This is a genomic window from Streptomyces sp. NPDC047130 (assembly GCF_040643475.1).
Lineage (GTDB): Bacteria > Actinomycetota > Actinomycetes > Streptomycetales > Streptomycetaceae > Streptomyces.
In genome coordinates this window covers 136,765-161,645 of the sequence record NZ_JBEYUK010000009.1, presented here as the reverse complement: position 1 = coordinate 161,645, position 24,881 = coordinate 136,765, and the positions used below count along the sequence as shown (strand labels likewise).

Here is a 24,881-nt window from a genome sequence, read left to right as displayed (position 1 = left end):
CGGACGGCGGGGGTGGTGTGCGGGGGCCTCTCCAGTGTGCGGCGCGGCCGGCCCCCGGACGCCGCGGGCCGCGGCGGTCAACGGCTCGCCACGAGGTCCTTGAGCGCGATGTTGAGCTCCAGGACGTTCACCCGGGGCTCCCCGAGGAAGCCGAGGGCACGGCCTTCCGTGTGGTCCTCGACCAGCTCCTCCACCCGGGTGACCGGCAGGCCGTTGCGCTCGGCGACCCGGTGGGCCTGCAACCGCGCGTACGCCGGGGAGATGTGCGGGTCCAGGCCCGAGCCGGAGGACGTCACCGCGTCCGCGGGAACGTCGGACGGGTCGACGTCGTGACCGGGCACCGAGTTGTCCTCGACGACGGCGGCCCGGGCGGCCAGCACCTGGGCGCAGAGCGAGCCCTCCGCCGACCCGGCGGTGCACCGTCCGTCGACGGCCCCGCTGTCGGCCGCAAGGTTGGTGGCACCCGACAGGACGAGCCGGTACTGGGTGTTGCGACTGTTGACGCCGAGCCCGTTGGCGGGGCGGCCCTGGAACCACCGCAGGTCCGGCTCGGGGGTCTCCTGACCCTCCTTCAGCGGCAGGGTGTACGCCTGCCCGATCAGGGAGGAGCCGACCACCTCGCCCTCGGAGGTGATCTCCGAGCCGTTCGCCCTGCCGGGGAAGAGCCCCTGGGCGACGCCGGTGACGACGAGCGGGTAGACGACGCCGGTCACCAGCGTCAGCAGGAGCAGGGCCCGCAGCCCCGCTCCGAGCGACCGGGCGGTGTTGACGAGGGAGTTGTTCATGGCAGCACGCTTTCCAGAGTCACAGCCCGGGGAGGAGCGAGACGAGCAGGTCGATGATCTTGATGCCGACGAAGGGGACGACCAGGCCGCCGAGGCCGTAGATCCCCAGGTTGCGGCGGAGCATCCGGTCCGCGCCCATCGGCCGGAACCGCACGCCCCGCAGGGACAGGGGCACCAGCGCGACGATGATCAGCGCGTTGAAGACGACGGCGGACAGGATCGCGGAGTTGGGCGAGGACAGCCGCATGATGTTGAGCGTGTCCAGCCCGGGGTACACCGAGGCGAACAGCGCCGGGATGATCGCGAAGTACTTGGCGACGTCGTTGGCGATGGAGAAGGTGGTCAACGCGCCCCGGGTGATCAGCAGTTGCTTGCCGATCTCGACGATCTCGATGAGCTTGGTCGGATCGGAGTCGAGGTCGACCATGTTGCCGGCCTCCTTGGCGGCCGACGTGCCGGTGTTCATGGCCACGCCGACGTCGGCCTGGGCCAGCGCCGGGGCGTCGTTGGTGCCGTCGCCGGTCATCGCGACCAGCTTGCCGCCCGCCTGCTCCCGCTGGATGAGGGCCATCTTGTCCTCGGGGGTGGCCTCGGCGAGGAAGTCGTCGACGCCCGCCTCCTCGGCGACGGCCCGGGCGGTCGTCGGGTTGTCACCGGTGATCATGACGGTCCGGATGCCCATCCGGCGCAGTTCCTCGAACCGCTCCCGCATGCCCGTCTTGACGACGTCCTTCAGGTGGATCACCCCCAGGACCCGGGCCCCGCGCCCGTCGTCCACGGCGACCAGGAGCGGGGTGCCGCCGGCCTCGGAGATCCGGTCGGCGACGGCTTCGGCCTCCCCGGCCACCGTGCCGCCCCGTTCCCGGACCCAGGCGACGACCGAGCCGGCCGCGCCCTTGCGCACCCTGCGGCCGCCGACGTCGACACCCGACATGCGGGTCCGGGCGGTGAACGTGATCCACTCGGCGCCGACCAGTTCCTCCTGGTGGCGCTCCCGCAGCCCGTACCGCTCTCTCGCCAGGACGACGACGGAACGCCCCTCCGGGGTCTCGTCGGCGAGGGAGGACAGCTGGGCCGCGTCGGCGAGTTCGGCGGCACCGGTCCCGCCCACGGGCACGAACTCGGCGGCCCGGCGGTCGCCGAGGGTGATGGTGCCGGTCTTGTCGAGCAGCAGCGTGGAGACGTCGCCCGCGGCCTCGACGGCCCGCCCCGACATGGCCAGCACGTTGCGCTGGACCAGGCGGTCCATGCCCGCGATGCCGATGGCCGAGAGCAGGGCGCCGATCGTGGTCGGGATCAGGCAGACCAGCAGGGCGACCAGGACCACCAGATCCAGCTCGGTGCCCGCGTACCGCGCGAACGGCGGCAGCGTGGCACAGGCGAGGAGGAAGACGACCGTCAGTGACGCCAGCAGGATGTTGAGCGCGATCTCGTTCGGCGTCTTCTGCCGCGCGGCGCCCTCGACCAGGCCGATCATCCGGTCGACGAAGGTCCTGCCCGGTTCGGTGGTGATCCGGACGACGATCCGGTCGGACAGCACCGTGGTGCCGCCGGTGACGGCGCTGCGGTCGCCGCCGGACTCGCGGATGACGGGGGCCGACTCGCCGGTGACGGCCGACTCGTCGACCGAGGCGACGCCCTCGACGACGTCGCCGTCACCGGGGACGACGTCGCCCGCCTCGCAGACCACCAGGTCACCGACGCGCAGGCCGGTGCCCGGGACCTCCTCCTCGGTCCTGCGGTCCGCGCGGAGACGCCGGGCCACGGTGCCGGTCCTCGCCCTGCGCAGGGTGTCCGCCTGTGCCTTGCCACGGCCCTCCGCGACCGCCTCGGCCAGATTGGCGAAGACCACGGTCAGCCACAGCCAGCCGCTGATCACCCAGCCGAACAGGTCGGACGGATCCGTGGCGGAGAACACCGTGGTCAGGGCGGCGCCGACCCACACCACGAACATCACGGGCGACGAGACCATCACCCGCGGGTCCAGCTTGCGGAAGGCGCTCGGCAGGGACCGGAGCAGCTGCCGGGGGTCGAAGAGGCCGGCGCCGACGCGTCCCTGGTCGGGACCGTGCCCGGTGGGGACGCCGCCGTGCGGCGCCCGGGTGGGAGTGACGGTGGCCATGGGGTCCTCCGACGGTCGAACGGATGTCCTGAGGCGGGTGGTCATCACGCGAGCCCTTCGGCCAGGGGACCGAGCGCCAGGGCCGGGAAGTAGGTCAGGGCGGTGACGATCAGGACCGCGCCGACCAGGAGGCCCGTGAACAGCGGCTTCTCGGTGCGCAGGGTGCCGGCGGTCACCGGGACCGGCTTCTGCTCGGCCAGCGAACCGGCCAGGGCCAGGACGAACACCATGGGCAGGAAGCGGCCGAGGAGCATCACGAGCCCGGTCGTGGTGTTGAACCAGTCCGTGTCCGCGTTCAGGCCGGCGAAGGCCGAGCCGTTGTTGTTCGCCGCCGAGGTGAAGGCGTACAGGACCTCGGAGAAGCCGTGCGCGCCGGAGTTGAGCATCGAGTTCGCGGGGGTCGGCAGCGCCAACGACGCGGCGGTGAACACGAGCACCAGCGTCGGGGTGACCAGGATGTAAAGGGCCGCCAGCTTGATCTCGCGCGAGCCGATCTTCCTGCCCAGGTACTCGGGCGTCCGGCCGACCATCAGGCCGGCGAGGAACACGGCGACGACCGCCATGACGAGCATCCCGTACAGGCCGGTACCGACGCCGCCGGGCGCGATCTCGCCCAGCATCATGCCGAGCAGCGTGAGGCCGCCGCCGAGGCCGGTGTAGGAGGAGTGGAAGGAATTCACCGCGCCGGTCGACGTCAGCGTCGTGGACACCGCGAAGAGCGACGAGCCGGCGATCCCCAGACGGGTCTCCTTGCCCTCGGTCGCCCCGCCCGCCGCCTGCAGCGCCGCGCCCTGGTGGGCGAACTCGGTCCACATCATCAGGGCGGCGAAGGCCACCCAGATGGCCGCCATCGCGGCGAGGATCGCGTAGCCCTGCCGCACCGAGCCGACCATCACGCCGAAGGTGCGCGTCAGCGAGACCGGGATCACCAGGATCAGGAAGATCTGGAACAGGTTGGAGAACGCGTTCGGGTTCGAGAAAGGGTGGGCGGAGTTGGCGTTGAAGTAGCCGCCGCCGTTGGTGCCCAGCTCCTTGATGGCCTCCTGGGAGGCGACCGCGCCGCCGTTCCACTGCTGGGCGCCGCCGGTGAACCGGCCGACCTCGTGGATGCCGGCGAAGTTCTGGATCACCCCGCAGGCCACCAGGACCACGGCCGCGACGGTCGCGAGCGGCACCAGGACGCGGACCGTGCCGCGCACCAGGTCGGCCCAGAAGTTGCCCAGCTCACCCGTGCGGGACCGGACGAAGCCGCGCACCAGCGCCACGGCGACGGCCATGCCGACGGCGGCGGACACGAAGTTCTGCACGGCCAGACCGGCGGTCTGCACGACGTGCCCCATCGTCTGCTCGCCGTAGTACGACTGCCAGTTGGTGTTGGTCACGAACGACACGGCCGTGTTGAACGCCTGCGCCGGGCCGACCGGGGCGAAGCCGAGCGACCCCGGAAGAACGCCCTGGAGCCGCTGCAGCAGGTACAGGAGGAGAAGCCCGGCCAGCGAGAAGGCCAGCACGCCGCGCAGGTACGCGGGCCAGCGCATCCGCGTGTCCGGGTCGGCGCCGATCCCCCGGTAGATCCACCTCTCGACGCGCAGGTGCGTGCCGGAGGTGTGGACGCGGGCCATGTACGTGCCCAGCGGCCCGTGGACGAGCGCCAGGGCGGTCATCAGGGCCAGCATCTGGAGGACGCCGGCGGTGACAGGACTCATGACGAGGCTCATGACGGGGCTCAGAACCTCTCCGGACGGATCACGGCGAGGACGAGGTAGCCCACCAGGGAGACGGCCACGACCAGGCCGACGATGTTCTCGACGGTCACAGCCTCGCCACCCCCTTGGCGACGAGTGCCACCAGCGCGATGCCCGCGATCATGGTGACGAGGAAGGCCGGATCGGCCATCACGAACTCCTGGAAGAGAGTTGCGGTGAGTAGGGACGCTCCGAGCGAAGCACCCCTCTGGCCGGATCGAGCCGCCCGTTGACAGCTCCCATACGCCGGGGGGACCGGCATTGACGGATCTCTTACAGCACCCGGTCACGAGCGGTGTGGCTGCGTCCGCCGGTCCTCCGCCGGGCGGACCGTTCGCCGCCCGGATCGGGACAGCGCGGAGAAGGCCGTCCGCGAGCTGCTGGGAGAGCACGCGTTCGGCCTGGCGATGAGCGGCGGGGTGAAGGGCGGGGTGCGGACGCTGCCGGGGATGCGGCTGTACTGCGACGCGGGCCCGGAGGACACGGCCGGGGCGCTGCGGCGGCGGCGGCGGTGGCGGGCGCGGGGGTGGGGGTGGCGGGCGTAAAGGGGCAGCCGCCGCAGGGGGAGCCGGCGTATGCGGCTGCGGGGGCCGGGCCGGTCGCGCGGCCCGGCCCGGCCCCCGCAGGCGCGGCGTCAGCCGTAGGTGTAGAAGCCCGAGCCCGTCTTGCGGCCCAGACGCCCCGCGTCGACCATCCGCTGCAGCAGCGGGGGAGCGGCGTACAGGGGCTCCTTGTACTCCTCGTACATCGAGTACGCGACCGAGGCCACCGTGTCGAGGCCGATCAGGTCGGCGAGCTTGAGGGGGCCCATGGGGTGGGCGCAGCCCATCTCCATGCCGTTGTCGATGTCCTCGCGGCTGGCGATCCCCGACTCGAACATCCGGATGGCGGAGAGGAGGTACGGGATCAGCAGCGCGTTGACCACGAAGCCGGAGCGGTCCTGGGCGCGGATGGAGTGCTTGCCGAGCGCCTTCTCGGCGAACAGCTGCGCACGGCTGAGGGTGCCCTCGGAGGTGGTCAGGGCGGGGATCAGCTCCACCAGCTGCTGCACCGGCGCCGGGTTGAAGAAGTGGATGCCCACCACCTGGTCGGGCCGCGACGTGGCGACGGCCAGCTTCACCAGCGGGATGGACGAGGTGTTGGAGGCCAGGATGGCGTCCGGACGGGTGACGACCTGGTCCAGGACCTGGAAGATCTCCGTCTTCACCAGCTCGTTCTCGACGACGGCCTCGATCACCAGGTCGCGGTCGTGGAACTCGCCGAGGTCGGTGGTGAAGTCCAGGCGCGCCTCGGTGGCCTCGCGCTCCTCCTCGGTGAGCTTGCCGCGCTCCACCGCCCGCTGGAGCGAGGTGAAGACCCGGGTGCGCCCGATCTCCAGCGCCTCACCGGTGGCCTCGGCGACCTTCACGTCCAGACCGGCGCGGGCGCAGACCTCGGCGATACCGGCTCCCATCTGGCCGGAGCCCACCACTCCCACGCGTTCGATGTCGCTCACATCGTCCCTTTCGTGATCATCATCGGGTCGGACAGGGTGCCGTCGGTCGGCGCCTGCTCCGATCGAGCACGTTACCTTCGCGGCTCCGACGATCGATCGTTCGGGTGGGGCATGCTGGGTGACCGTGTCCCAGCGGTACTGCCCGTGCCCGGGCGGCCGCGAAACGTGAGGGACGCGGCGGACGTGACGGGACGCGGCGGGGTGCGGCGTCCCGCAGCGTGAGCCGGGACCGACCGATCTGTGACGACGCCGCGTGACCCGATGGAGGTACGGCCGATGGCAGGGCTCTCCCGCAGGACGTTCGCCGCGACGGCACTGGCCGCCCTTCCGGCGCTGCTGGCCACCGGCGCGGCCGGGCCCGCAGCCGCCCGGCCGGCGCCGGTGGCGGGCGCCCCGGCGGGCGGCGGCCGCGCCCCCGCCGGCGCGATGCGCGGAATGTGGCTGGCCACCGTGGGCAACCGCGACTGGCCCTCACGGCCGGGACTGAGCGCCGCCCGCCAGCGCGACGAGCTGCTGCGGTACCTGGACGCCGCGGTGAAACGACGGCTGAACACCGTGATCCTCCAGGTCAGGCCCACCGCGGACGCGCTGTGGCCGTCCCCGCACGAGCCGTGGTCCGCCTACCTCACCGGCACCCAGGGCCGCGCCCCGGGCTGGGACCCGCTGGGCACCGCCGTGGCGGAGGCGCACGCCCGGGGCCTCGAGCTCCACGCCTGGTTCAACCCCTACCGGGTGGCCGCGCACACCGACCCGTCCCGCCTGGTGGCGGGGCACCCGGCCCGCAGGAACCCGGACTGGGTGGTGCCGTACGGCGGCAAGCTGTACTACAACCCGGGCCTGCCCGAGGTCCGCGCCTTCGTCGAGGACGCCATCCTCGACGCCGTCGAGCGCTACCCGGTGGACGCCGTCCACTTCGACGACTACTTCTACCCGTACCCGGTGGCCGGCCAGGCCTTCGCCGACGAGAAGGCGTTCGAGGCGCACGGGGACTCCTTCTCCACGCGGGCCGCCTGGCGGCGCGACAACATCGACCTGCTGGTGCGCGAGACGGCGGCGCGGATCCGCGCCACCCGGCCGGGGACCCGGTTCGGCATCAGCCCGTTCGGCGTCTGGCGCAACGCCTCCACCGACGCGCGCGGCTCCCGGACCCGCGGCGGCGTCCAGACGTACGACGACCTGTACGCGGACACCCGCACGTGGGTGCGGGAGGGGTGGATCGACTACGTGGTGCCCCAGCTCTACTGGCACATCGGGCAGAGCGCCGCGGACTACGCCGTGCTGGCCGAGTGGTGGGCGGATACCGCACGCGGCACCGGGACGGCGCTGTACCTCGGTGAGGCGCTCTACAAGGCGGGTGACCCGGCCCAGGCCGCGGCGTGGCAGGACGTGCGCGAACTCTCCCGCCACCTGGAGCTGGCGGCGGCGCTGCCCGAGGTGGGGGGCCACGTCTTCTTCTCGGCGAAGGAGGTCGCCGCCGATCCGTCCGGCGCGCTGGCGCGGGTGGTCGCGGACCACTACTGAGGCCACCGCCGCCGCCGTGGGCGGTGACGGGCGCGGCCCGGACGGCGTACACGGTGGCCGTCCGGGCCGCGCCCCACCCGCGGCGGGTCTACAGCCGGTGGCTGCCGCTGCCGGTTGCTCCGGGGCCCGTCGTCAGGTGCTTGACCTCGGTGTCCGGGCCCGGCCACAGCATCGCCTCGCTGCCGTCCTCGAACCGGACCCGGTAGGGCGGGCTGCCACCGGGGCCGAGCACCTCGGTCACCTCGGCGGTCCGGTCGCCCGCGCCGACCACCCTGCCGTGCGTCACCAGCCGGTCGCCCACGTGTGCGTACATGGCGGGCCTCCTCGTCTCGTCGTCTCGTCGTCCAAGCGATCCGTTCCGGGAGCTCCCCCTCCGTTCCGAGTCTACGAGCGGGGCGCGGGTCCGGCAGGGCCGCGAGCGGGGCCGGGGTCTGCGGTCCGGGCTCGGGCTGAGGTCCGGGCTGGGGCTAGGGCTGTGGTCCGGGCTCGGGGCTGCGGTCCGGGTCTGGGGCTGGGGTTGCGGTCCTGGCCCGGGCTTGGGGCTGGGGTTGCGGTCAGGGGCTGGGGCCGGAGGGCTGCGAGCGGGGCCCGGGGTCACGGTCCGGGCTCGGGCTTGGGCTCGCATTGCGGCCCGCGCTCGGTCGCGGGGCTGGAGTTGCGGTCCGCGCTCGGGCCCGGGTGCTGGGGTCGCATTCGGGCTCGGGCCGGGGACTGGGGTTCCGGGCCGGGCCAGCTGGGGCTGCGCGCGGTATGCGGGGAGGCGGTCCGGGCCCCTCCCGGCCGCGGAAATCGCCTTGCGGCGCCCGAGCGGGCCGTGGAACCGTCCCGGCCATGACCGCGACGCCCGCCGCCCCCGCCCCGCCACCGCTCCCCGACGGCCACGAGTTCTCCGCCGACCCCGCCCGGGTGGACGTCGCACGGGTCCACCGGTGGCTCTCCACCGACGCCTACTGGGCGCTCGGCCGCGACCTCGCCCAGCAGCAGGCCGCGATGACCGGCTCGCTGAACTTCGGGGTGTACGACGCCGCCGGCGCCCAGGTCGCCTACGCCCGCGTGGTCACCGACCGCGCCACGTTCGCCTGGCTCTGCGACGTCTACGTGGACCCCGCCGCCCGCGGCAAGGGCCTGGGCACCGCCCTGGTGGCGCGCGTCCGGGAGGAGCTGCGCCCCTTCGGGCTCCGCCGGATCCTGCTCGCCACGCACGACGCCCACGCCGTCTACGCCCGCCTCGGCTTCGCGCCGCTCGAGCGTCCGGAGCACTTCATGGCGCTCCAGCCGCTGTGAGAGGCCGCGCGTCCCCCCGACGATCGGCGGGCCGCGCCCCCTTGACCCGCCCTTCCGACAGGTCGAACATCACCGCATGCATGTTCGGGTCACCTTCGTTGCAGCCGCGAGCAGCACCCGCCCGATCGCCGAGCGATTCGACGACGACAGCCCTCTGGACCGGGAGTCCTGGGAGGGCATCCAGCGTGCCGTGCCGGGCCTGGCGCCCTTGGCCGCCGCCGACCTGCGCTACTGCTCGCCCACCCCGCGCAGCCGGGCCACGGGCGAGCTGCTCGGCTACGTCCCGCTGGTCCAGCCCGCCCTTCGCGACTGCGACATGGGCCGGTGGCGCGGCATGACGCTGGGCGAGGCGATGACCCACGAGCCGCAGGCGGTCGACGCCTGGCTCGCCGACCCGCGCTCCGCGCCGCACGGCGGGGAGTCGCTGTACTCCTTCATCGCGCGGGTCGGCGGCTGGCTCGACACCCGGCCGTCGGACGACGGGGCCACCATCGTCGCCGTCGCCGAGTCCGGGGTGATCCGGGCCGCGCTCACCTACGCCCTGAAGGCGCCGCCCTCGGTGTACTGGAACGTCGACGTCCGGCCGCTCGCCGCGGTCACCGTCCTGGGCCGGCCCGGCCGCTGGAGCCTGCGCCTGGACGTGCCCTACGCGCCGCCGGTGCGGGCGTAGTCCGTGGTGAGCACCAGGTCCTTGGCCGGACCGCGCACCCGCCACACCGTGCGCCACCGGTCGGCGTCCAGCACCGTGAACTCGCCCTCGTAGAGGTCGGCGGCGCACGGGTGCGTGGCCGTGAACCGGCCCGCGGAGAGGTCCAGCGCGTGGAACGCCCGGCCGTCGGAGAACCGCACGTCCGCCTCGCCGGGGGCGACGCCGGGCAGCAGGCGCAGGGTGCGTCCGGCGGGCCTGGAGACCCCCTGCCACAGGAAGTCGCCGTCCTCCCGCTGCAGCAGCCCCTCCTCCGGCGCGGGCAACGGCCCGAACACGGTCGTCCCGGTGAACCGCCCCTCGTCGCCGGAGGCCAGGTCGCGGACGGTGCGCTCGGTGCGCCAACTCCCGGGCAGAAAGGCCCAGAGGTCCGGCACCCGGTGGAACTCCTCCGGCACGACTCCTCACGCTCCCCTCGTCGCCGCCCGGCCCCCTGGGTGTCGTCGGCCCCGGGCGGTCCGCTGCCGCCATCATCGCCCCACCGTCCGCGTGCCCCGCCACCGGCCCGCGCGCGGCGTCTTCCGGGCGGAATGAACCACGATCCGATGTGTTGAAGAACATATGAAGAAGATCGGCTTTCTCTCCTTCGGGCACTGGTCGGACACCCCGCACTCGCAGACGCGGACCGCCTCCGACGCCCTCCTCCAGGCCGTCGACCTCGCCGTGGCCGCCGAGGAGCTGGGGGTGGACGGCGCGTACTTCCGCGTCCACCACTTCGCGCGGCAGTACGCCTCCCCGTTCCCCCTGCTCGCGGCGATCGGAGCCCGCACCGAACGGATCGAGATCGGCACCGGCGTCATCGACATGCGGTACGAGAACCCCATGTACATGGCGGAGGACGCCGGTGCCGCCGACCTCATCGCCGGCGGCCGGCTCCAGCTTGGCATCAGCCGCGGTTCACCGGAACAGGTGATCGACGGCTGGCGCTACTTCGGCTACCGCCCGTCCGAGGGCGAGAGCGACGCCGACATGGCGCGCAAGCACACCGAAGTGCTGCTCGAGGTGCTCAAGGGCGAAGGCTTCGCCCAGCCGAACCCGCGCCCCATGTTCCCCAACCCGCCGGGGCTGCTGCGCGTCGAACCGCACTCCGAGGGGCTGCGGGAGCGCCTCTGGTGGGGCTCCGGCTCCAACGCCACCGCCGTGTGGGCCGCCAAGCTGGGCATGAACCTGCAGAGCTCCACGCTCAAGGACGACGAGAGCGGCGAGCCTCTCCACGTCCAGCAGCGCAAGCAGATCGAGGCCTACCGCGAGGCCTGGCGGGAGGCCGGACACGACCGCGAGCCGCGGGTCTCGGTCAGCCGGTCCGTCTTCGCCCTGGTCGACGCCCGGGACCGCGCCTACTTCGGCCGCGAGACCGACTCCCAGGACCACTTCGGCAACATCGACGCGCACACCCGCGCCGTCTTCGGCCGCTCCTACGCCGCCGAACCCGACGTCCTCGTCGACCAGCTCGCCAAGGACGAGGCGATCGCCGCCGCCGACACCCTGCTGCTCACGGTCCCCAACCAGCTCGGCGTCGACTACAACGCCCACGTGCTGGAGGCCATCCTCACCCACGTCGCCCCGGCCCTCGGCTGGCGCTGACCCGGCCGCCTGCCCGGGGTCACCACCGCATGGCAGGAAAGGTGGGAAGCCCGTCATTGCGGCCATGACGGGCCGCTGCCAGGCTCGAGGACATGAGGGAGCGCAGCGTGCTCCTCGTCCTGTACGAGGGGGTTCAGAGCCTCGACGTCACGGGGCCCCTGGAGGTGTTCGCCGGGGCCGCCGAGGCGGCCGAGGCGGCGGGGTGGCCCGGTGGCTACCGGGTGACGACCGCCTCGCCCGGCGGTGGACCGGTGCGGGCGTCCAGCGGGCTGCGGATGCTGCCGGACGCCGACCTGGCCGACGCCGCGCCGCCGCACACGCTGCTGGTGCCCGGCGGCGCGGGCACCGCCGAGCCCGACCCGGTGGTGGTACGGCGGATCCGCGAACTGGCCGCCGGGGCCGAGCGGGTGGTGTCCGTCTGCACCGGCGCGTTCCTGCTCGCCGAGGCGGGACTCCTGGCGGGTCGGCGGGCCACCACCCACTGGGCGTACTGCGACACGCTCGCCCGGCGCTTCCCGGAGACCGAGGTCGCCGCCGAGCCGATCTACGTGCGGGACGGCCCGATCGCCACCTCCGCGGGGGTCACCGCGGGCATCGACCTCGCCCTGGCGCTGGTCGAGGAGGACCTCGGCAGGGACGTCGCGCTCCGCCTCGCCCGGTACCTGGTGGTGTTCCTCCGCCGGCCGGGCGACCAGGCGCAGTTCAGCACCCAGCTCGCCGCGCAGCTCGCGGAACGCCACCCGCTGCGCCAGGTGCAGAACTGGATCGCCGAGCACCCCGACGACGACCTGTCGGTCGAGGCGCTCGCCCGCCGGGCCGCCCTCTCGCCGCGTCACTTCGCCCGCGCCTTCACCGCCGAGGTCGGGGTGCCCCCCGGACGCTACGTGGACTCGGTCCGGCTGGAGGCGGCGCGCCGTCGCCTGGAGGACACCGAGGACGGTGTCGCGGAGGTCGCCCGCGCCTGCGGTTACGGCACGGCGGAGGCCATGCGGCGGGCCTTCGTCCGCGCGCTGTCCGTGCCCCCGGCCGAGTACCGGCGCCGCTTCCGGCCGGCCCCCGCCACCGGCACCGGCACCGCCACCGCCACCGGCACCACCACTGTCATCACCGGAACCACCGTGACCGCGGACGCCGCGGCCGAACGAGAGGACCGACGACCATGAAGATCGCCTTCCTGCTCTACGAGGGCTTCACCGCGCTGGACGTGGTGGGGCCGTACGAAGTGCTCTCCCGCGTCCCCGGGGCGGAGGTCGTGTTCACCGCGGCCCGCAGGGGCCCGGTCCGCACCGACATGGGCAGCCTCGCCCTCACCGCCGACGCGGCGTACTCCGAGGTGACCGACCCGGACGTCCTCGTCGTCTCCGGCGGCCCGGGGACCGAGGCCCTCGTCGGCGACGGACCCACGCTGGACTGGATCCGGGCCGTCGACGCGACCACCACCTGGACCACGTCCGTCTGCTCGGGCTCCCTCCTGCTGGCCGCCGCCGGTCTCCTCACCGGCCGCCGGGCCACCTCGCACTGGATCTGCCTGGAGACCCTGGGCATGTTCGGCGCGACACCCGTCGGTGACGAACGGATCGTCGTCGACGGGAAGTACACCACCGCGGCGGGCGTGTCGGCCGGCATCGACCTCGCGCTCCACCTCGCGGGCCGCGCGGCGGGTGACCGTGTCGCCGAGGCGATCCAACTCGTCACCGAGTACGCGCCCGAACCGCCCTACGGCACCGGCTCCACCGCGACGGCCCCGCCCGAACTGGTGGAAGCGCTGCGGGCGAGCAACCTCGTCGTCGGTCCCGCGATCGGGAGTTGACCGGCCGCCTCCCGCCGACGAGCATGACCGCGCACGGGGGGATCGGTGGGAGAAACATGCCGGAGCAGTGGCCCGAGGGCCGTTTCGCGGACCCGGAGGCAGCGCGGGCGCGGTACGACGCCGGACTGCGGGGCTCGCGCGGGGCCGTGCGGGAGGTGCTCCGCGCCGACGTGTCCGACGCCCACTGGGGCGTGGCCACCGTCGCCCTCGCGGCCACCGTGGTGGGCCTGCTCGTCGCCCCCGTCCTCGGCGCGGCGGTCGCCGCGGGATTCGCCGCCCTGTACCTGGGGACCCTCGCCGTCATGCACGCCCGCGGCGTCCGCGGCTCGGACGCGGTCCGCCGCTCCTACTGCTTCGCCTTCGGCTGGGGCAAGTGGGTCGACCCGACCTCGTGACCCCGGCCCGTTCGTCCCCGTGAGGGACGCACTCCCCGGGCCTCCCTGAGGACGGCGAAACCGTGGAGCGCCCCCGCACACGCCGTCCGCACCACCCTCCGACCCGCGAGGGACTCGTCCTCCGGTCCGGAAACAGGCTTCGTGGCACGGGCGTTGTCCCGACACGCCTCAGGGACCCGCACCGCACCCACCGTCCGATGCCGCCCTCGCCCGGCTGCTCGCCCAGCAGCGGTTCGGCACGCTCGCCACCGCCACAAAGAGCGGCCACCCGCGCACCTGACCACCCTGCTCCACCACTGGGACCCCGAAGCCCGCGTGGTGCGGTTCTCCCGCCACCGCCCCTAGGATCGACGACCCGGACCCGACACGTGGGGGAGTGCGTCATGGCAGGCCAGGTCGCGGCGGTGAGCCGCAACGCGGAGTACTCGTTCAGCAAGCCCACCCGCGCGTCCATCACCCTCCTCGCCGGCCTCGGCGTCGAAGGGGACGTCCACGCCGGCACGACCATCCGCCACCAGTTCCGCATGACCTACGAACCCGAGCTGCCGAACCTCCGCCAGGTCCACCTCATGCACGAGGAACTCTTCGCGGAGCTCGCGCACAAGGGGTTCGACGTCTCCGCCGGCCAGCTCGGCGAGAACGTCACCACCCGAGACGTGGACCTCCTCGGCCTTCCCACCGGCACGCTGCTGCGCCTGGGGGAGCAGGCCGTGGTGGAGGTGACGGGGCTGCGCAACCCGTGCTCGAAGATCAACGACTTCCGCCAGGGGCTGCTGGCCGAGGTGTTCGCCCTCGACCCCGCGTCCGGCGACTTCACCTTCAAGTCCGGCGTCATGGCGGTGGTGCGCCACGGAGGGACCGTCCGCCCCGGCGACCCGATCGAGGTGGAACTCCCGGCCCCGCCGCACCGCCCGCTGGAGCGCGTGTAGCGCCCGCGCCCGGAGGGTCCGCGAAGCCTCCACGCACGTGCCGCGGTCCCGGCGGCGGGCGCCGCACGCGGTCGACTGTCAGTGCCCCGAGTCATGATGGCCACAGACCGCATCCGCATCCCGGGGGAGTTGCCTTGAGCTGGGACGTCCTGCTGATCCGCCTGCCGCACGGCACCACTTCGCTCACCGAGCTGCCGCCCGGGGGCCCACCGCCCCTCGGCCGCCGCGACGAGCTCCACGCGCGGATACGCGGCGCGTTCCCCGACGTGAACCTCACCGACCCCAGCTGGGGCGAACTCGGCGGCGACGGATGGTCCATGGAACTGAACATGGGCGACAAGGACCAGGTGGACACACTCATGCTGCACCTCCGCGGCGGCGGGGACGACGCGGTCTCCGCCGTGCTGCGCCTGGCCGGAGCCCTGGACTGCCACGCCTACGACACCTCGACCGACGACCTGATACGGCCCGACGGCCCGAACGGCTGGCGAGCCTTCCAGGCGTACCGGGACGGCATCCGCGGAGTGCCCGGCGCGTCGGCGGCGGACACGGGTCGCCTGCCCGGCTGACCGTTTGCTGCCCGCCATCTCCGCCGCCGAGCCCGCCGCGGCGTCCCCGTCCGGCGAAACGACTCGCAGGCCCCCGCCCCGAACCGTGGGGCCCCACCATGTCCCGCCCTGCCTCCTACGACCCCGCCCGGCCGGGCAGCGGGATTCCGCCGGCCATGTGGTCACGACCGCCACGCTGAGCGGAACCGGCTTGGTGCGATCGGGTGGGAGCAGCTCCACCAGGTGCTTCACCCGGTGCAGGGCCACGAGAATCCTGCCCGTGCCGGGGCCGCCGCCGACGCGGGCGCGGGACCGTTGACCAGGCGACCACCCTGCGGCGCAGAGGCTGGGGCCGGGGTACTACATTCAGGCCACCCGCGCCGGGGGAGCGACCCCGCCCGCCGGAACCACGCTCCCAGGAGGCGTCGCATGAGCACCCCCCACTCGGCAGGCAGTCTCTGGCGGATGGACGAGGACGACGGCGGCCACCTCGCCGGGCGGTGGTGGAAGTGGGCGTTGTCCGCGCCGGAGGACCGCAGCCCCGTGCGGGACACCACCGGGGAGCACGCCGGGTGGGACCAGCCGGCGGACGTCTGGTTCCTGGCCGGCACCTACGGCGGCCGGGTGGAGCGGCGGTGCGCCGTACCCGCGGGGCGGCCCGTGTTCTTCCCGGTGCTCAACGTCCAGCACACCTGGGAGTACTCGCAGGACCACCTGCGCATGCGGTTGGAGCGCGCCGACGCCTCCCTCAACGGCGTGCGGCTGTCCCTCCGGGAGTTCCGCGGCGGGTTCCGGCACGACGGTGCGCGGCACCTGACCTGGGGCGTCTGGGGAGGCCTCGAGCCGCTGGCCCCCGGGCAGTACGTGCTCGAGATCGACGGCCGCTCGGGCGACTTCGTCGTGGACACCACGTACCACCTGACCGTCACGGACCACTGAACGCCAAGCCGAGGGAGGCCGGACATGGACCTGGTGCTGGACCCGCCGCGCGGTGTCGCGCCGCTGCGGATCGGGATGACCCTCGACGAGGCGCTCGCCGCGGTCGCCGGGTGGGCGGAGCCGAAGGTGTTCCGGCGGGAGGACGCGGTGACCGTCTCCACCTCCTGCGGAGGCGTGGGCGTGGAGGTCCTGCTGGAGGACGGCCGGCGCGTCACCGCGGTCGAACTGTGGGCCCCCGGCGGGGGCCGACGGAGCGACGTCCGGGTCCTCCTCGACGGGGACGACGTGTTCACCACGCCCGCCGAGCGGATCCTGGCCCGCGCCCGCGAGCGCGGCCGGCGGATCCGCGCCGACGAGCCCGGGCACCCGCTGGTCCCCGGCGTCTCCCTCGGCTTCACCCGCGAGACCTCGCAGGACGTGCCGCGCGACCCGTCCGGGTCCCCGATCCACTTCAACGCCGTGCTGGTCGCCGCGGAGGACTACTACGACTTCCTCGACTTCCCGGAGGCCGACTGACCCGCTGCCGTCCGCCCCGACGCCGGCTCGCCCGCTGGAGGCTGCCCGCTGCCGCCCGACCCGTCGCCGGTTTGCCCGCTGGAGGCTGCCCGCTGTCGCCCGCCCCGCTGCCGCCCGCCCCGTCGCCGTCCACCCCGTCGCCGTCCGACCTCTTCACCGCCCGCCCGGTCGCCCGGTACGGTGCGCCGACCCGCACGCGGCGCTGAAGGGAGTCGTGAAGAGATGGGCCTCGTCCCGACCGTTCGTGGAGAGATCGACGCCGGCGAGCTCGGCCGCACCTACATGCACGAGCACATCTTCATCCGCACCGCCGACGTCCAGCGCAGCCGCCCCGGCGAGTGGGGCGACGACGAGACGCGCATCGCCGACGCCGTGACCCGGCTGCGGGCCCTGGCGGCGCAGGGCGTGCGGACCATTGTGGACCCCACCGTGCTCGGCATGGGGCGCGACGTCGCGCTGGTGCGGCGGGTGGCCGAGCAGGTGCCCGAGCTCAACATCGTCGTCGCCACCGGCATCTACACCTACGACAGCGTGCCGTTCTACTTCCGGCACCGGGGCCCCGGGCTCGCGCCCGGCACGCCGGACCCGATGGACGAGCTGTTCGTCGAAGAGATCACCGAGGGCATCGCCGGCAGCGGCGGCGTGCGGGCCGGGATGCTCAAGTGCGCCATCGACGCGGACGGGCTGACGCCCGGCGTGGAGCGGGTGATGCGGGCCGTGGCCCGGGCCCACCACCGCACCGGCGCGCCCGTCACCGTGCACACCCACCCCGGCAGCCGCACCGCCGGCGAGGTGAAGCGGGTGCTGTGCGACGAGGAGCAGGTGGACCCCTCGCGGATCGTGCTCGGGCACAGCGGCGACTCCACCGACTGCGACTACCTCGCCGAACTCGCCGACGAGGGCTTCGTGCTGGGGATGGACCGGTTCGGCCTCCACCTGGACGTCACCTTCGAGCAACGGGCCGCGACGCTGGTCGAGATGTGCCGCCGCGGGTACGCCGGGAGCATGGTGCTCTCGCAGGACGCGTCCTGCTACATCGACTGGATCGACCCCGCGGCCCTGCCGCTGCTGCCGCAGTGGCACTACCTGCACCTCGGTGACGAGGTCCTCCCGTACGTACGGGAGTCGGGGGTCACGGAGGAGCAGATCAGGACCATGCTGGAGGACGTCCCGCGCCGCCTGCTCGACGGCAAGGGCTGACCCGGGCCTCCGGGTCACGGGACCGGCTCAGCCCGTGAGCTCCCACAGGACGCGGTAGTACCGGATCCGCTCCGGGTCCGGCGCCACGCCGTACGCGTCGAGCAGCGTCTCCTCCCAGCCGGGGCCGTAGTTCCACACCGTGCTCCACGTCGCCACGGCCAGGTCGGCCCAGCGGTCGGCGACGCCGAGCGAGCCGAGGTCCACGTGGCCGGTGGGGGCGCCGTCGTCGCCCAGCAGCGTGTTGGGCGCGCAGGCGTCGCCGTGGCAGACGACGAGGCGGTCGCCCGGCGGCGGATCCTCCAGCAGCCGCAACGCCTCCCCGACCGTGCCGAGGCCGCGCAGTTCCTCCGGCCAGGCGGCGGGGTCGACGGCGCCGGCCGCCACCCGGGCCCGCGCCCGCGCCAGCCGCCGCTCGAGCGACCAGTCGAACGGGCAGTCCGCGACCGGCAGCGCGTCGTGCAGCGCACGCAGTCCCGCCCCCACCGCGCGGGCGGCCGTGCGCGGATCCGCCTTCCACCGCTCGTCCACGGCGGAGGTACCGGGAAGCCCCCGGGTGAGCAGCCAGGTGCCCGAGGCGTCCCCGCCCTCCGCGAGCACCGGCGGCACGGGGGTGTACCGGGACGCCCACCGCAGCCGCACCGCCTCCGCCGGCAGGTCGAGCCCGCTGCCGGCGGGCGCCCACTTGGCGAACCGCGGGCCGTCCTCCGCGTCGATCCGGAAGGTCGGCCCGCCCACCTGGTTGAGCCAGACCGGGTGCAGCGGCCGGCCGGCGGCCAGCTCCAGGACGGCAGGCGGCGTCTCCACGGGCCCCTGGGGCGGTGCGGCGATGGGAAGCATGCCCCCATGGTGGCCCAGAGGGGCCGCCGCACGATCCCATTGCATAAAAATGCGGGGCACCGTATAGTCGTGCCATCGATAGGGAGGACCCATGACGGTACGAGCGGCGGTTGCCGGAGCGAGTGGATACGCGGGCGGGGAGCTGCTGCGACTGCTGCTGGCGCACCCCGAGGTGGAGATCGGCGCACTGACCGGGAACTCCAACGCCGGACAGCGACTCGGCGCGCTGCAGCCGCACCTGCTGCCGCTGGCCGACCGGGCGCTGGAGGCGACGACGGCGGAGACCCTCGCCGGGCACGACGTGGTGTTCCTCGCCCTGCCGCACGGCCGGTCCGCCGCCGTGGCCGAGCAGCTCGGCCCCGACGTGCTGGTCGTCGACATGGGGGCCGACTTCCGCCTGAAGGACGCCGCCGACTGGGAGGCCTTCTACGGCTCCCCGCACGCCGGCACCTGGCCGTACGGCCTGCCCGAACTGCCGGGCGCCCGCGCCGCGCTGGAGGGGTCCAAGCGCGTCGCGGTGCCCGGTTGCTACCCGACCGCCGTGTCGCTGGCGCTGTTCCCGGCCTACGCCGCCGACCTCGCCGAACCGGAGGCCGTGGTGGTCGCCGCCTCCGGCACCTCCGGCGCCGGCAAGGCCGCGAAGCCGCACCTGCTGGGCAGCGAGGTCATGGGCTCCATGTCGCCCTACGGCGTCGGCGGCGGCCACCGGCACACGCCGGAGATGATCCAGAACCTCAGCGCCGCCGCGGGGGAGCGGGTGAGCGTGTCGTTCACGCCGATGCTCGCGCCCATGCCGCGCGGCATCCTCGCCACCTGCAGCGCCAAGGCCAAGCCGGGCGTCACCGCGGAGACCGTTCGGCAGGCGTACGTCAAGGCGTACGCCGACGAGCCCTTCGTCCACCTCCTCCCCGAGGGGCAGTGGCCGGCCACCGGCTCGGTCGTCGGTTCCAACGCCGTGCAGGTGCAGGTGGCGTACGACGCGGCAGCGGGCCGGGTGGTGGTCGTCACCGCCGTCGACAACCTCACCAAGGGCACCGCCGGCGGCGCCGTGCAGAGCATGAACATCGCCCTGGGTCTGGACGAGACCACCGGGCTTTCCACCGTCGGAGTCGCACCGTGAGCGACCCCCGGGCGGCCGCCGGGCCGCGGAAGAGCATGGCCGCACCGACGCACCGCGCGGTCGGAGAAGCGAACGAGGAGATGCAGTGAGCGTCACGGCAGCCAAGGGATTCACGGCGGCGGGCATCGCCGCCGGGATCAAGGAGAACGGCAACCCCGACCTCGCCCTGGTCGTCAACAACGGCCCCCGACGGGCCGCCGCCGGTGTCTTCACCTCCAACCGCGTCAAGGCCGCGCCGGTCCTCTGGTCCGAGCAGGTCCTCAAGGGCGGCGAGGTGTCCGCCGTGGTCCTCAACTCCGGCGGCGCCAACGCCTGCACCGGCCCCCGGGGCTTCCAGGACACCCACGCCACCGCGGAGAAGGCCGCCGAGGTCCTCGGCCTGAACGCCGCCCAGGTGGCGGTCGCCTCGACCGGGCTGATCGGCGTGCTGCTGCCCATGGACAAGCTGCTGCCGGGCATCGGCACGGCCGCCGCGCAGCTCTCCGAGCACGGCGGCGAGAAGGCGGCCATCGCCATCAAGACCACCGACACCGTGCACAAGACGTCGGTCGTCACCCAGGACGGCTGGACCGTCGGCGGCATGGCCAAGGGCGCGGGCATGCTCGCCCCGGGCCTCGCCACCATGCTGGTCGTGATCACCACCGACGCCGACCTGGACGCCGCCGCCCTGGACACGGCGCTGCGCGACGCCACCCGGGTCACCTTCGACCGGGTCGACTCCGACGGCTGCATGTCCACCAACGACACCGTGCTGCTCCTCGCCTCCGGCGCCTCCGGGACCACCCCGGACCAGGCGGCGTTCGCGGCGGCCGTCCGCGCGGTCTGCGACGACCTCGGACAGCAGCTCATCCGCGACGCCGAGGGCGCCAGCAAGGACATCAAGGTGGAGGTGGTCAACGCCGCCTCCGAGGCCGACGCCGTCGAGGTGGGCCGTTCGATCGCCCGGAACAACCTGCTCAAGTGCGCCATCCACGGCGAGGACCCCAACTGGGGCCGCGTCCTCTCCGCGATCGGCACCACGGGCGCCGCCTTCGAGCCGGACCGGCTGAACGTCGCCATCAACGGCGTGTGGGTCTGCAAGGGCGGCAGCGTGGGCGAGGACCGCGAGCTCGTCGACATGCGCTACCGCGAGGTGCACATCGTCGCCGACCTGGCCGCGGGCTCCGAGACCGCCACCATCTGGACCAACGACCTCACCGCCGACTACGTCCACGAGAACAGCGCGTACTCCTCATGAGCAACCGCACCCGGCGGCACACCGCCCTCCCCAAGGCCCAGATCCTCATCGAGGCGCTGCCCTGGCTCACCCGCCACCGCGGCAGGACCGTCGTCATCAAGTTCGGCGGCAACGCCATGGTCGACGAGCAGCTCAAGGCCGCGTTCGCGCAGGACGTCGTCTTCCTGCACCACGCCGGACTCCGGCCGGTCGTGGTGCACGGCGGCGGGCCGCAGATCAGCGCCGCGCTGGACCGGCACGGCATCGTCAGCGAGTTCAAGGCCGGTCTCCGCGTCACCACCGAGGAGGCCATGGACGTGGTCCGGATGGTCCTCGCCGGGCAGGTGCAGCGCGAACTGGTCGGCCTGCTCAACCAGCACGGCCCGCTCGCCGTCGGCCTCACCGGCGAGGACGCCCACACCCTGACCGCCACCAAGCACCTGGCCGAGATCGACGGCGAACTCGTCGACATCGGCCGGGTCGGCGAGATCACCGCGATCGACACCGGCGCCGTCGAGGCGCTGCTGGCGGACGGCCGGATCCCGGTCGTCTCCTCGATCGCCCGTTCCCAGGACGACGGACATGTCTACAACGTCAATGCTGATACGGCGGCTGCGGCACTCGCTGCGGCGCTCGGCGCGGAAACGCTCATGGTCCTCACCGACGTCGAGGGCCTCTACGAGGACTGGCCCCACAGCGACGAGGTGATCAGCCGCCTCACCGCGAGCGAGCTCGAGAAACTCCTGCCGGAGCTGTCGGCCGGCATGGTGCCGAAGATGGAGGGCTGCCTGCACGCCGTGCGCAACGGTGTCGGCAACGCCCGCGTCATCGACGGCCGGGTCCAGCACTCGATCCTGCTGGAGATCTTCACCGACGAGGGCGTCGGCACGATGGTCGTGCCGGACGAGCCCGCCGTCGCCGACCAGGAGGGGCAGTCGTGAGCAACGCCGAACTGAAGGAGCGCTGGAACGGCGCCCTGATGAACAACTACGGCACGCCCCGGATCCCGCTGGTCCGCGGCGAGGGCGCCAAGGTCCGGGACGCCGAGGGCAAGGAGTACCTCGACCTCGTCGGCGGCATCGCCGTCAACGCCCTGGGCCATGCCCACCCGGCCGTCGTGGAGGCGGTCTCCCGCCAGATCGCCTCGCTCGGCCACGTCTCCAACCTCTTCGTCGCCGAACCGACCGTGGCGCTCGCCGAACGGCTGCTGGAGCTGTTCGGGCGGGACGGCAAGGTCTTCTTCTGCAACTCCGGCGCCGAGGCCAACGAGGCCGCGTTCAAGCTCGGCCGGCTGACCGGCCGCCGCCACGTCGTGGCCACCGAGGGTGGCTTCCACGGCCGCACCATGGGCGCGCTCGCCCTCACCGGCCAGCCCGGCAAGCAGGAACCGTTCCTCCCGCTGCCCGGCGACGTCACCCACGTCCCCTACGGCGACGCCCAGGCCCTGGCGGCCGCGGTCACCGAGGAGACCGCCCTGGTGATCATCGAGCCGGTGCAGGGCGAGAACGGCGTGGTGGTGCCCCCGGCCGGCTACCTCAAGGCCGCCCGCGCCATCACCGCCGCCGCCGGCGCGCTGCTGGTCCTCGACGAGGTGCAGACCGGCATCGGCCGCACCGGCCACTGGTTCGCCTACCAGGCCCACGAGGGCGTGCTGCCCGACGTGGTCACCCTGGCCAAGGGCATCGGCGGCGGCCTGCCGCTCGGCGCCACCGTCGCCTTCGGACGCGCGGCCCAGCTGTTCACGCCCGGCCAGCACGGCACCACGTTCGGCGGCAACCCGGTAGCCTGCGCCGCCGGCCTGGCCGTGCTCGACACCATCGCCGACGAGGGCCTGCTCGACAACGTCAAGCGGCAGAGCGAGCGCCTCGTCACCGGCGTGGAGGCGCTGGGCAGCCCGTTGATCTCCCACGTCCGGGGCGAGGGGCTGCTGCTGGGTATCGTGCTCACCGGGCCGCTCGCAGCGCAGGCGCAGCAGGCGGCCCAGGAGGCCGGGTTCCTGGTGAACGCGCCCGCCCCCGACGTCGTCCGGCTGATGCCTCCGCTGAACCTGGCCGACGCGGAGACGGACGCCTTCCTCCAGGCGCTCCCCGGCATCCTCGACGCGGCCGATGCCACAGCCCGCTGAGGCGGACGACCGGATCCGGAGACGAAGGAACACGATGAGTCAGGCGCAGGACCACGAGCAGCAGGCGGGCCCCGCCGTGCCGCAGACCCGCACCGCCCGGCACCGCCGGATCGTCGACATCCTGAACCGGCAACCGGTGCGGTCCCAGAGCCAGCTCGCCAAGCTCCTCGCCGACGACGGGCTGAGCGTCACCCAGGCGACGCTCTCCCGGGACCTCGACGAGCTGAACGCGGTGAAGATCCGCAACACCGACGGCGAGCTGATCTACGCGGTGCCCAGCGAGGGCGGTTTCCGCACCCCGCGCGCGCCGCTGGGGGAGTCCGCCAAGGAGGAGCGGATGCGGCGGCTCTCCGGCGAGCTGCTGATCTCGGCCGAGGCGTCCGCGAACCTCGTGGTCCTGCGCACCCCGCCCGGCGCCGCGCAGTTCCTCGCCTCCGCCATCGACCAGGCGGAGCTGCACGACATCCTGGGCACCATCGCCGGCGACGACACCCTGCTGCTGATCAGCCGGGAGCCGACCGGCGGCCAGGCGCTCGCCGACCACCTGCTGGCGCTGGCCCAGAACAGCCGCCGCGCCAACCCGTGACGCCGCGTCAGTAGCGGGTGATCGCCGTCGGCCCGTCCGCGGTGCCGACGGCGATGTGCGGCGCGCGGGACGGGTCGGCCCAGCGCAGGAGGCGGCGCATCGCGTCGGCCGGCACGGACACGCAGCCGGCCGTCGCGCCGTCGCCGTGCACGTGCAGGAAGACGCCCGCGCCGCGGCCCCGCACGGGCTTGCGGTAGTTGAAGCCGATGACGAGGGCGTACGCGTACTGCTGCCGGTAGCCGACGAGGTGCTCGGCCTCGGACGGCCGGCAGTCCGCGGCCAGCGGCTCGCTCCAGCGGTTGTAGGCGCGCGAGTCGTTGTCCTGGCAGCACCACGAGTCGGGGCCCACCCGCCGGTACGGGTGGCGGACGCCCTCGGGGGCGGGCTCGATGCCGAAGGCGAACGGCAGGTCGTAGAGCCCGGTGGGCGTGGTGCCGGTGCCCTGGCGGCGGGTGGCGCCGTCCGCCAGGCCGTTCGCGCCGAACCGGGCGGGCGCCGAGCCGGCCTCCTCCCAGCGCCCGCCGGTCCCGGAGTGCTGCCACCAGGTGACGGTTCCGGTGGTGCTGCCCGTCGTCGCCGCCTCGGCGGTGATCAGCTGCGAGCCCCCGCCGGTGTCCGCCATCCGCTCGGGCAGCGGCCGCCCGGCACCCGGCGGGGCGCCCGGCACGGACCAGGCGCCCAGCAGCGGCGGACACAGGACGGCGGCGGCGACGGCTACGGCGTGGCGCATGCGCCCATCGTCACGGAGCCACCGGGGGCAACGGCAGCGGCACGCCGGGCAGGCCGTCGATGCTGGTGGCGATGGTCCGCCGGGCGAAGTAGGCGCTCAGCGACTCGTCGTCGTCCCGCGAGAACCGCTTGGCGTGCAGCTCGCGGTCGCCCTCGTACGCCATGTAGGGGACGGCGAACCCGCAGGCGTCCCGGACCGTCCTCGCCGTGACCACGACGATCGCGCGGAGCCCGTGGTCGCCCGGATCGATGTCCGGGAAGTGCGCCAGCAGCCGGGGGAACCGGGGGTCGTCCCGGAAGACGGCCTCCCCGGTGCCGTGCACGCGCAGCACGGTCGGCGGGCCCTGGAACGCGCACCACATCAGGGTGATCCGGCCGTTCTCCCTCAGGTGCGCCACCGTCTCGGCGTTGGACCCGGCGAAGTCCAGGTAGGCGACCGTGTGGTCGTCCAGCACCGCGAGAGAGCCCTTGAGGCCCTTGGGGGAGAGGTTCACCGTGCCGTCCGCGGCGAGCGGGGCGGTGGCGGTGAAGAAGACGGGTTGTGCCTCGATGAACGCGCGCAGCCGGTCGTCGATCCGGTCGTATGACTTGCCCATGGGCCCATCCTCGCCCCAACTCCATTACTCCGCGCAGGTTTTCACGGCGGGGTCTTGAAGGGCGGACTCGGGGTCCAGGACCCAGCACCCAGG

27 protein-coding genes and 1 pseudogene are annotated in these 24,881 nt (G+C 73.7%); 18 read left to right on the top strand and 10 right to left on the bottom strand.

The window, feature by feature from the left end:
* Positions 1 to 77: 77 nt before the first annotated feature.
* The 5 genes from ABZ836_RS14375 to ABZ836_RS14355 form a co-directional block, all read right to left on the bottom strand.
* Positions 78 to 785, bottom strand: coding sequence for a potassium-transporting ATPase subunit C (locus ABZ836_RS14375; protein ID WP_361142053.1), 708 nt, complete (start codon positions 783 to 785; stop codon positions 78 to 80).
* Positions 786 to 804: 19 nt separating this feature from the next.
* Positions 805 to 2,907, bottom strand: coding sequence for a potassium-transporting ATPase subunit KdpB (gene kdpB / locus ABZ836_RS14370; RefSeq protein ID WP_361142051.1), 2,103 nt, complete (start codon positions 2,905 to 2,907; stop codon positions 805 to 807).
* A 44-nt stretch (positions 2,908 to 2,951) separates the two neighbouring features.
* Positions 2,952 to 4,613, bottom strand: coding sequence for a potassium-transporting ATPase subunit KdpA (gene kdpA / locus ABZ836_RS14365; RefSeq protein ID WP_361142049.1), 1,662 nt, complete (start codon positions 4,611 to 4,613; stop codon positions 2,952 to 2,954).
* Positions 4,614 to 4,633: 20 nt separating this feature from the next.
* Entirely contained in the window at positions 4,634 to 4,723 is a 90-nt protein-coding gene (gene kdpF, locus ABZ836_RS14360; RefSeq protein WP_356139134.1) for a K(+)-transporting ATPase subunit F, read from the bottom strand.
* A gap of 563 nt (positions 4,724 to 5,286) precedes the next feature.
* The gene (locus tag ABZ836_RS14355; RefSeq protein WP_356133865.1) at positions 5,287 to 6,147 is read right to left on the bottom strand and encodes a 3-hydroxybutyryl-CoA dehydrogenase; all 861 of its coding nucleotides are present in this window, start codon (positions 6,145 to 6,147) and stop codon (positions 5,287 to 5,289) included.
* Between the two features lie 276 nt (positions 6,148 to 6,423).
* On the opposite strand from ABZ836_RS14355, the gene ABZ836_RS14350 reads away from it, so the two are divergent.
* Entirely contained in the window at positions 6,424 to 7,668 is a 1,245-nt protein-coding gene (locus ABZ836_RS14350; protein ID WP_361142046.1) for a family 10 glycosylhydrolase, read from the top strand.
* An 88-nt stretch (positions 7,669 to 7,756) separates the two neighbouring features.
* On the opposite strand, the gene ABZ836_RS14345 is transcribed toward ABZ836_RS14350, so the two are convergent.
* Complete coding sequence (locus ABZ836_RS14345) at positions 7,757 to 7,981, bottom strand: DUF1918 domain-containing protein (protein WP_356133869.1); 225 nt, start codon at positions 7,979 to 7,981, stop codon at positions 7,757 to 7,759.
* A 518-nt stretch (positions 7,982 to 8,499) separates the two neighbouring features.
* Here ABZ836_RS14345 and ABZ836_RS14340 point away from each other — a divergent pair.
* Together ABZ836_RS14340 and ABZ836_RS14335 are read left to right on the top strand one after the other, a co-directional pair.
* On the top strand, positions 8,500 to 8,952 hold the full coding sequence (locus ABZ836_RS14340) for a GNAT family N-acetyltransferase (RefSeq protein ID WP_361142044.1): 453 nt from the start codon (positions 8,500 to 8,502) through the stop codon (positions 8,950 to 8,952).
* A gap of 76 nt (positions 8,953 to 9,028) precedes the next feature.
* Positions 9,029 to 9,622, top strand: coding sequence for a histidine phosphatase family protein (locus tag ABZ836_RS14335; protein ID WP_361142042.1), 594 nt, complete (start codon positions 9,029 to 9,031; stop codon positions 9,620 to 9,622).
* On the opposite strand, the gene ABZ836_RS14330 is transcribed toward ABZ836_RS14335, so the two are convergent.
* Entirely contained in the window at positions 9,598 to 10,056 is a 459-nt protein-coding gene (locus tag ABZ836_RS14330; RefSeq protein ID WP_361142040.1) for a DUF6314 family protein, read from the bottom strand. The genes ABZ836_RS14335 and ABZ836_RS14330 overlap by 25 nt on opposite strands.
* Positions 10,057 to 10,219: 163 nt before the next feature.
* On the opposite strand from ABZ836_RS14330, the gene ABZ836_RS14325 reads away from it, so the two are divergent.
* From ABZ836_RS14325 to ABZ836_RS14280, 10 genes and pseudogenes are all read left to right on the top strand, one after another.
* Positions 10,220 to 11,242 carry an LLM class flavin-dependent oxidoreductase gene (locus tag ABZ836_RS14325; RefSeq protein WP_356133877.1) on the top strand — a complete coding sequence of 341 codons (1,023 nt, stop codon included), beginning with the start codon at positions 10,220 to 10,222 and terminating at the stop codon, positions 11,240 to 11,242.
* Between the two features lie 92 nt (positions 11,243 to 11,334).
* On the top strand, positions 11,335 to 12,405 hold the full coding sequence (locus ABZ836_RS14320; RefSeq protein WP_356133879.1) for a GlxA family transcriptional regulator: 1,071 nt from the start codon (positions 11,335 to 11,337) through the stop codon (positions 12,403 to 12,405).
* Positions 12,402 to 13,052: a DJ-1/PfpI family protein gene (locus ABZ836_RS14315; protein WP_361142038.1), complete on the top strand. Its 651-nt coding sequence runs from the start codon at positions 12,402 to 12,404 to the stop codon at positions 13,050 to 13,052. Before ABZ836_RS14320 ends, ABZ836_RS14315 begins: the two co-directional genes overlap by 4 nt.
* A gap of 56 nt (positions 13,053 to 13,108) precedes the next feature.
* Complete coding sequence (locus tag ABZ836_RS14310) at positions 13,109 to 13,447, top strand: hypothetical protein (RefSeq protein ID WP_356133883.1); 339 nt, start codon at positions 13,109 to 13,111, stop codon at positions 13,445 to 13,447.
* Between the two features lie 214 nt (positions 13,448 to 13,661).
* Positions 13,662 to 13,777: pseudogene (locus tag ABZ836_RS14305) on the top strand (pyridoxamine 5'-phosphate oxidase family protein); the annotation flags it as partial.
* Between the two features lie 53 nt (positions 13,778 to 13,830).
* Entirely contained in the window at positions 13,831 to 14,376 is a 546-nt protein-coding gene (locus ABZ836_RS14300) for an MOSC domain-containing protein (RefSeq protein WP_356133884.1), read from the top strand.
* Between the two features lie 134 nt (positions 14,377 to 14,510).
* Complete coding sequence (locus ABZ836_RS14295; protein WP_361142035.1) at positions 14,511 to 14,945, top strand: hypothetical protein; 435 nt, start codon at positions 14,511 to 14,513, stop codon at positions 14,943 to 14,945.
* 408 nt (positions 14,946 to 15,353) lie between these two features.
* Positions 15,354 to 15,863, top strand: coding sequence for a hypothetical protein (locus ABZ836_RS14290; RefSeq protein ID WP_361142033.1), 510 nt, complete (start codon positions 15,354 to 15,356; stop codon positions 15,861 to 15,863).
* A 24-nt stretch (positions 15,864 to 15,887) separates the two neighbouring features.
* Positions 15,888 to 16,379, top strand: a complete 492-nt coding sequence (locus ABZ836_RS14285; RefSeq protein ID WP_361142031.1) for a hypothetical protein — start codon at positions 15,888 to 15,890, stop codon at positions 16,377 to 16,379.
* Between the two features lie 222 nt (positions 16,380 to 16,601).
* Positions 16,602 to 17,579: a phosphotriesterase-related protein gene (locus tag ABZ836_RS14280; protein WP_356133889.1), complete on the top strand. Its 978-nt coding sequence runs from the start codon at positions 16,602 to 16,604 to the stop codon at positions 17,577 to 17,579.
* 27 nt (positions 17,580 to 17,606) lie between these two features.
* Here the strand turns inward: ABZ836_RS14280 and ABZ836_RS14275 are convergent, their stop codons facing one another.
* Positions 17,607 to 18,416: an aminoglycoside 3'-phosphotransferase gene (locus tag ABZ836_RS14275; RefSeq protein WP_361142029.1), complete on the bottom strand. Its 810-nt coding sequence runs from the start codon at positions 18,414 to 18,416 to the stop codon at positions 17,607 to 17,609.
* Positions 18,417 to 18,507: 91 nt separating this feature from the next.
* Here ABZ836_RS14275 and argC point away from each other — a divergent pair, with 91 nt between their 5' ends.
* From argC to ABZ836_RS14250, 5 genes are all read left to right on the top strand, one after another.
* A complete protein-coding gene (argC, locus tag ABZ836_RS14270) occupies positions 18,508 to 19,536 on the top strand; it encodes an N-acetyl-gamma-glutamyl-phosphate reductase (protein ID WP_361142027.1) in 1,029 nt (342 codons plus the stop codon).
* Positions 19,537 to 19,621: 85 nt separating this feature from the next.
* Complete coding sequence (argJ, locus tag ABZ836_RS14265) at positions 19,622 to 20,773, top strand: bifunctional glutamate N-acetyltransferase/amino-acid acetyltransferase ArgJ (protein ID WP_356133895.1); 1,152 nt, start codon at positions 19,622 to 19,624, stop codon at positions 20,771 to 20,773.
* Complete coding sequence (argB, locus tag ABZ836_RS14260; protein WP_356133897.1) at positions 20,770 to 21,693, top strand: acetylglutamate kinase; 924 nt, start codon at positions 20,770 to 20,772, stop codon at positions 21,691 to 21,693. Before argJ ends, argB begins: the two co-directional genes overlap by 4 nt.
* The gene (locus tag ABZ836_RS14255; protein ID WP_356133899.1) at positions 21,690 to 22,877 is read left to right on the top strand and encodes an acetylornithine transaminase; all 1,188 of its coding nucleotides are present in this window, start codon (positions 21,690 to 21,692) and stop codon (positions 22,875 to 22,877) included. Before argB ends, ABZ836_RS14255 begins: the two co-directional genes overlap by 4 nt.
* Before the next feature lie 34 nt (positions 22,878 to 22,911).
* Positions 22,912 to 23,463 carry an arginine repressor gene (locus ABZ836_RS14250; RefSeq protein WP_356133901.1) on the top strand — a complete coding sequence of 184 codons (552 nt, stop codon included), beginning with the start codon at positions 22,912 to 22,914 and terminating at the stop codon, positions 23,461 to 23,463.
* Positions 23,464 to 23,470: 7 nt separating this feature from the next.
* Here the strand turns inward: ABZ836_RS14250 and ABZ836_RS14245 are convergent, their stop codons facing one another.
* Both ABZ836_RS14245 and ABZ836_RS14240 read right to left on the bottom strand, forming a co-directional pair.
* Positions 23,471 to 24,193 (bottom strand): L,D-transpeptidase family protein, encoded by a 723-nt coding sequence (locus ABZ836_RS14245; RefSeq protein ID WP_361142023.1) that lies wholly within the window; start codon positions 24,191 to 24,193, stop codon positions 23,471 to 23,473.
* 10 nt (positions 24,194 to 24,203) lie between these two features.
* Positions 24,204 to 24,788 carry a pyridoxamine 5'-phosphate oxidase family protein gene (locus tag ABZ836_RS14240; protein ID WP_356133904.1) on the bottom strand — a complete coding sequence of 195 codons (585 nt, stop codon included), beginning with the start codon at positions 24,786 to 24,788 and terminating at the stop codon, positions 24,204 to 24,206.
* Between the last annotated feature and the right edge of the window lie 93 nt (positions 24,789 to 24,881).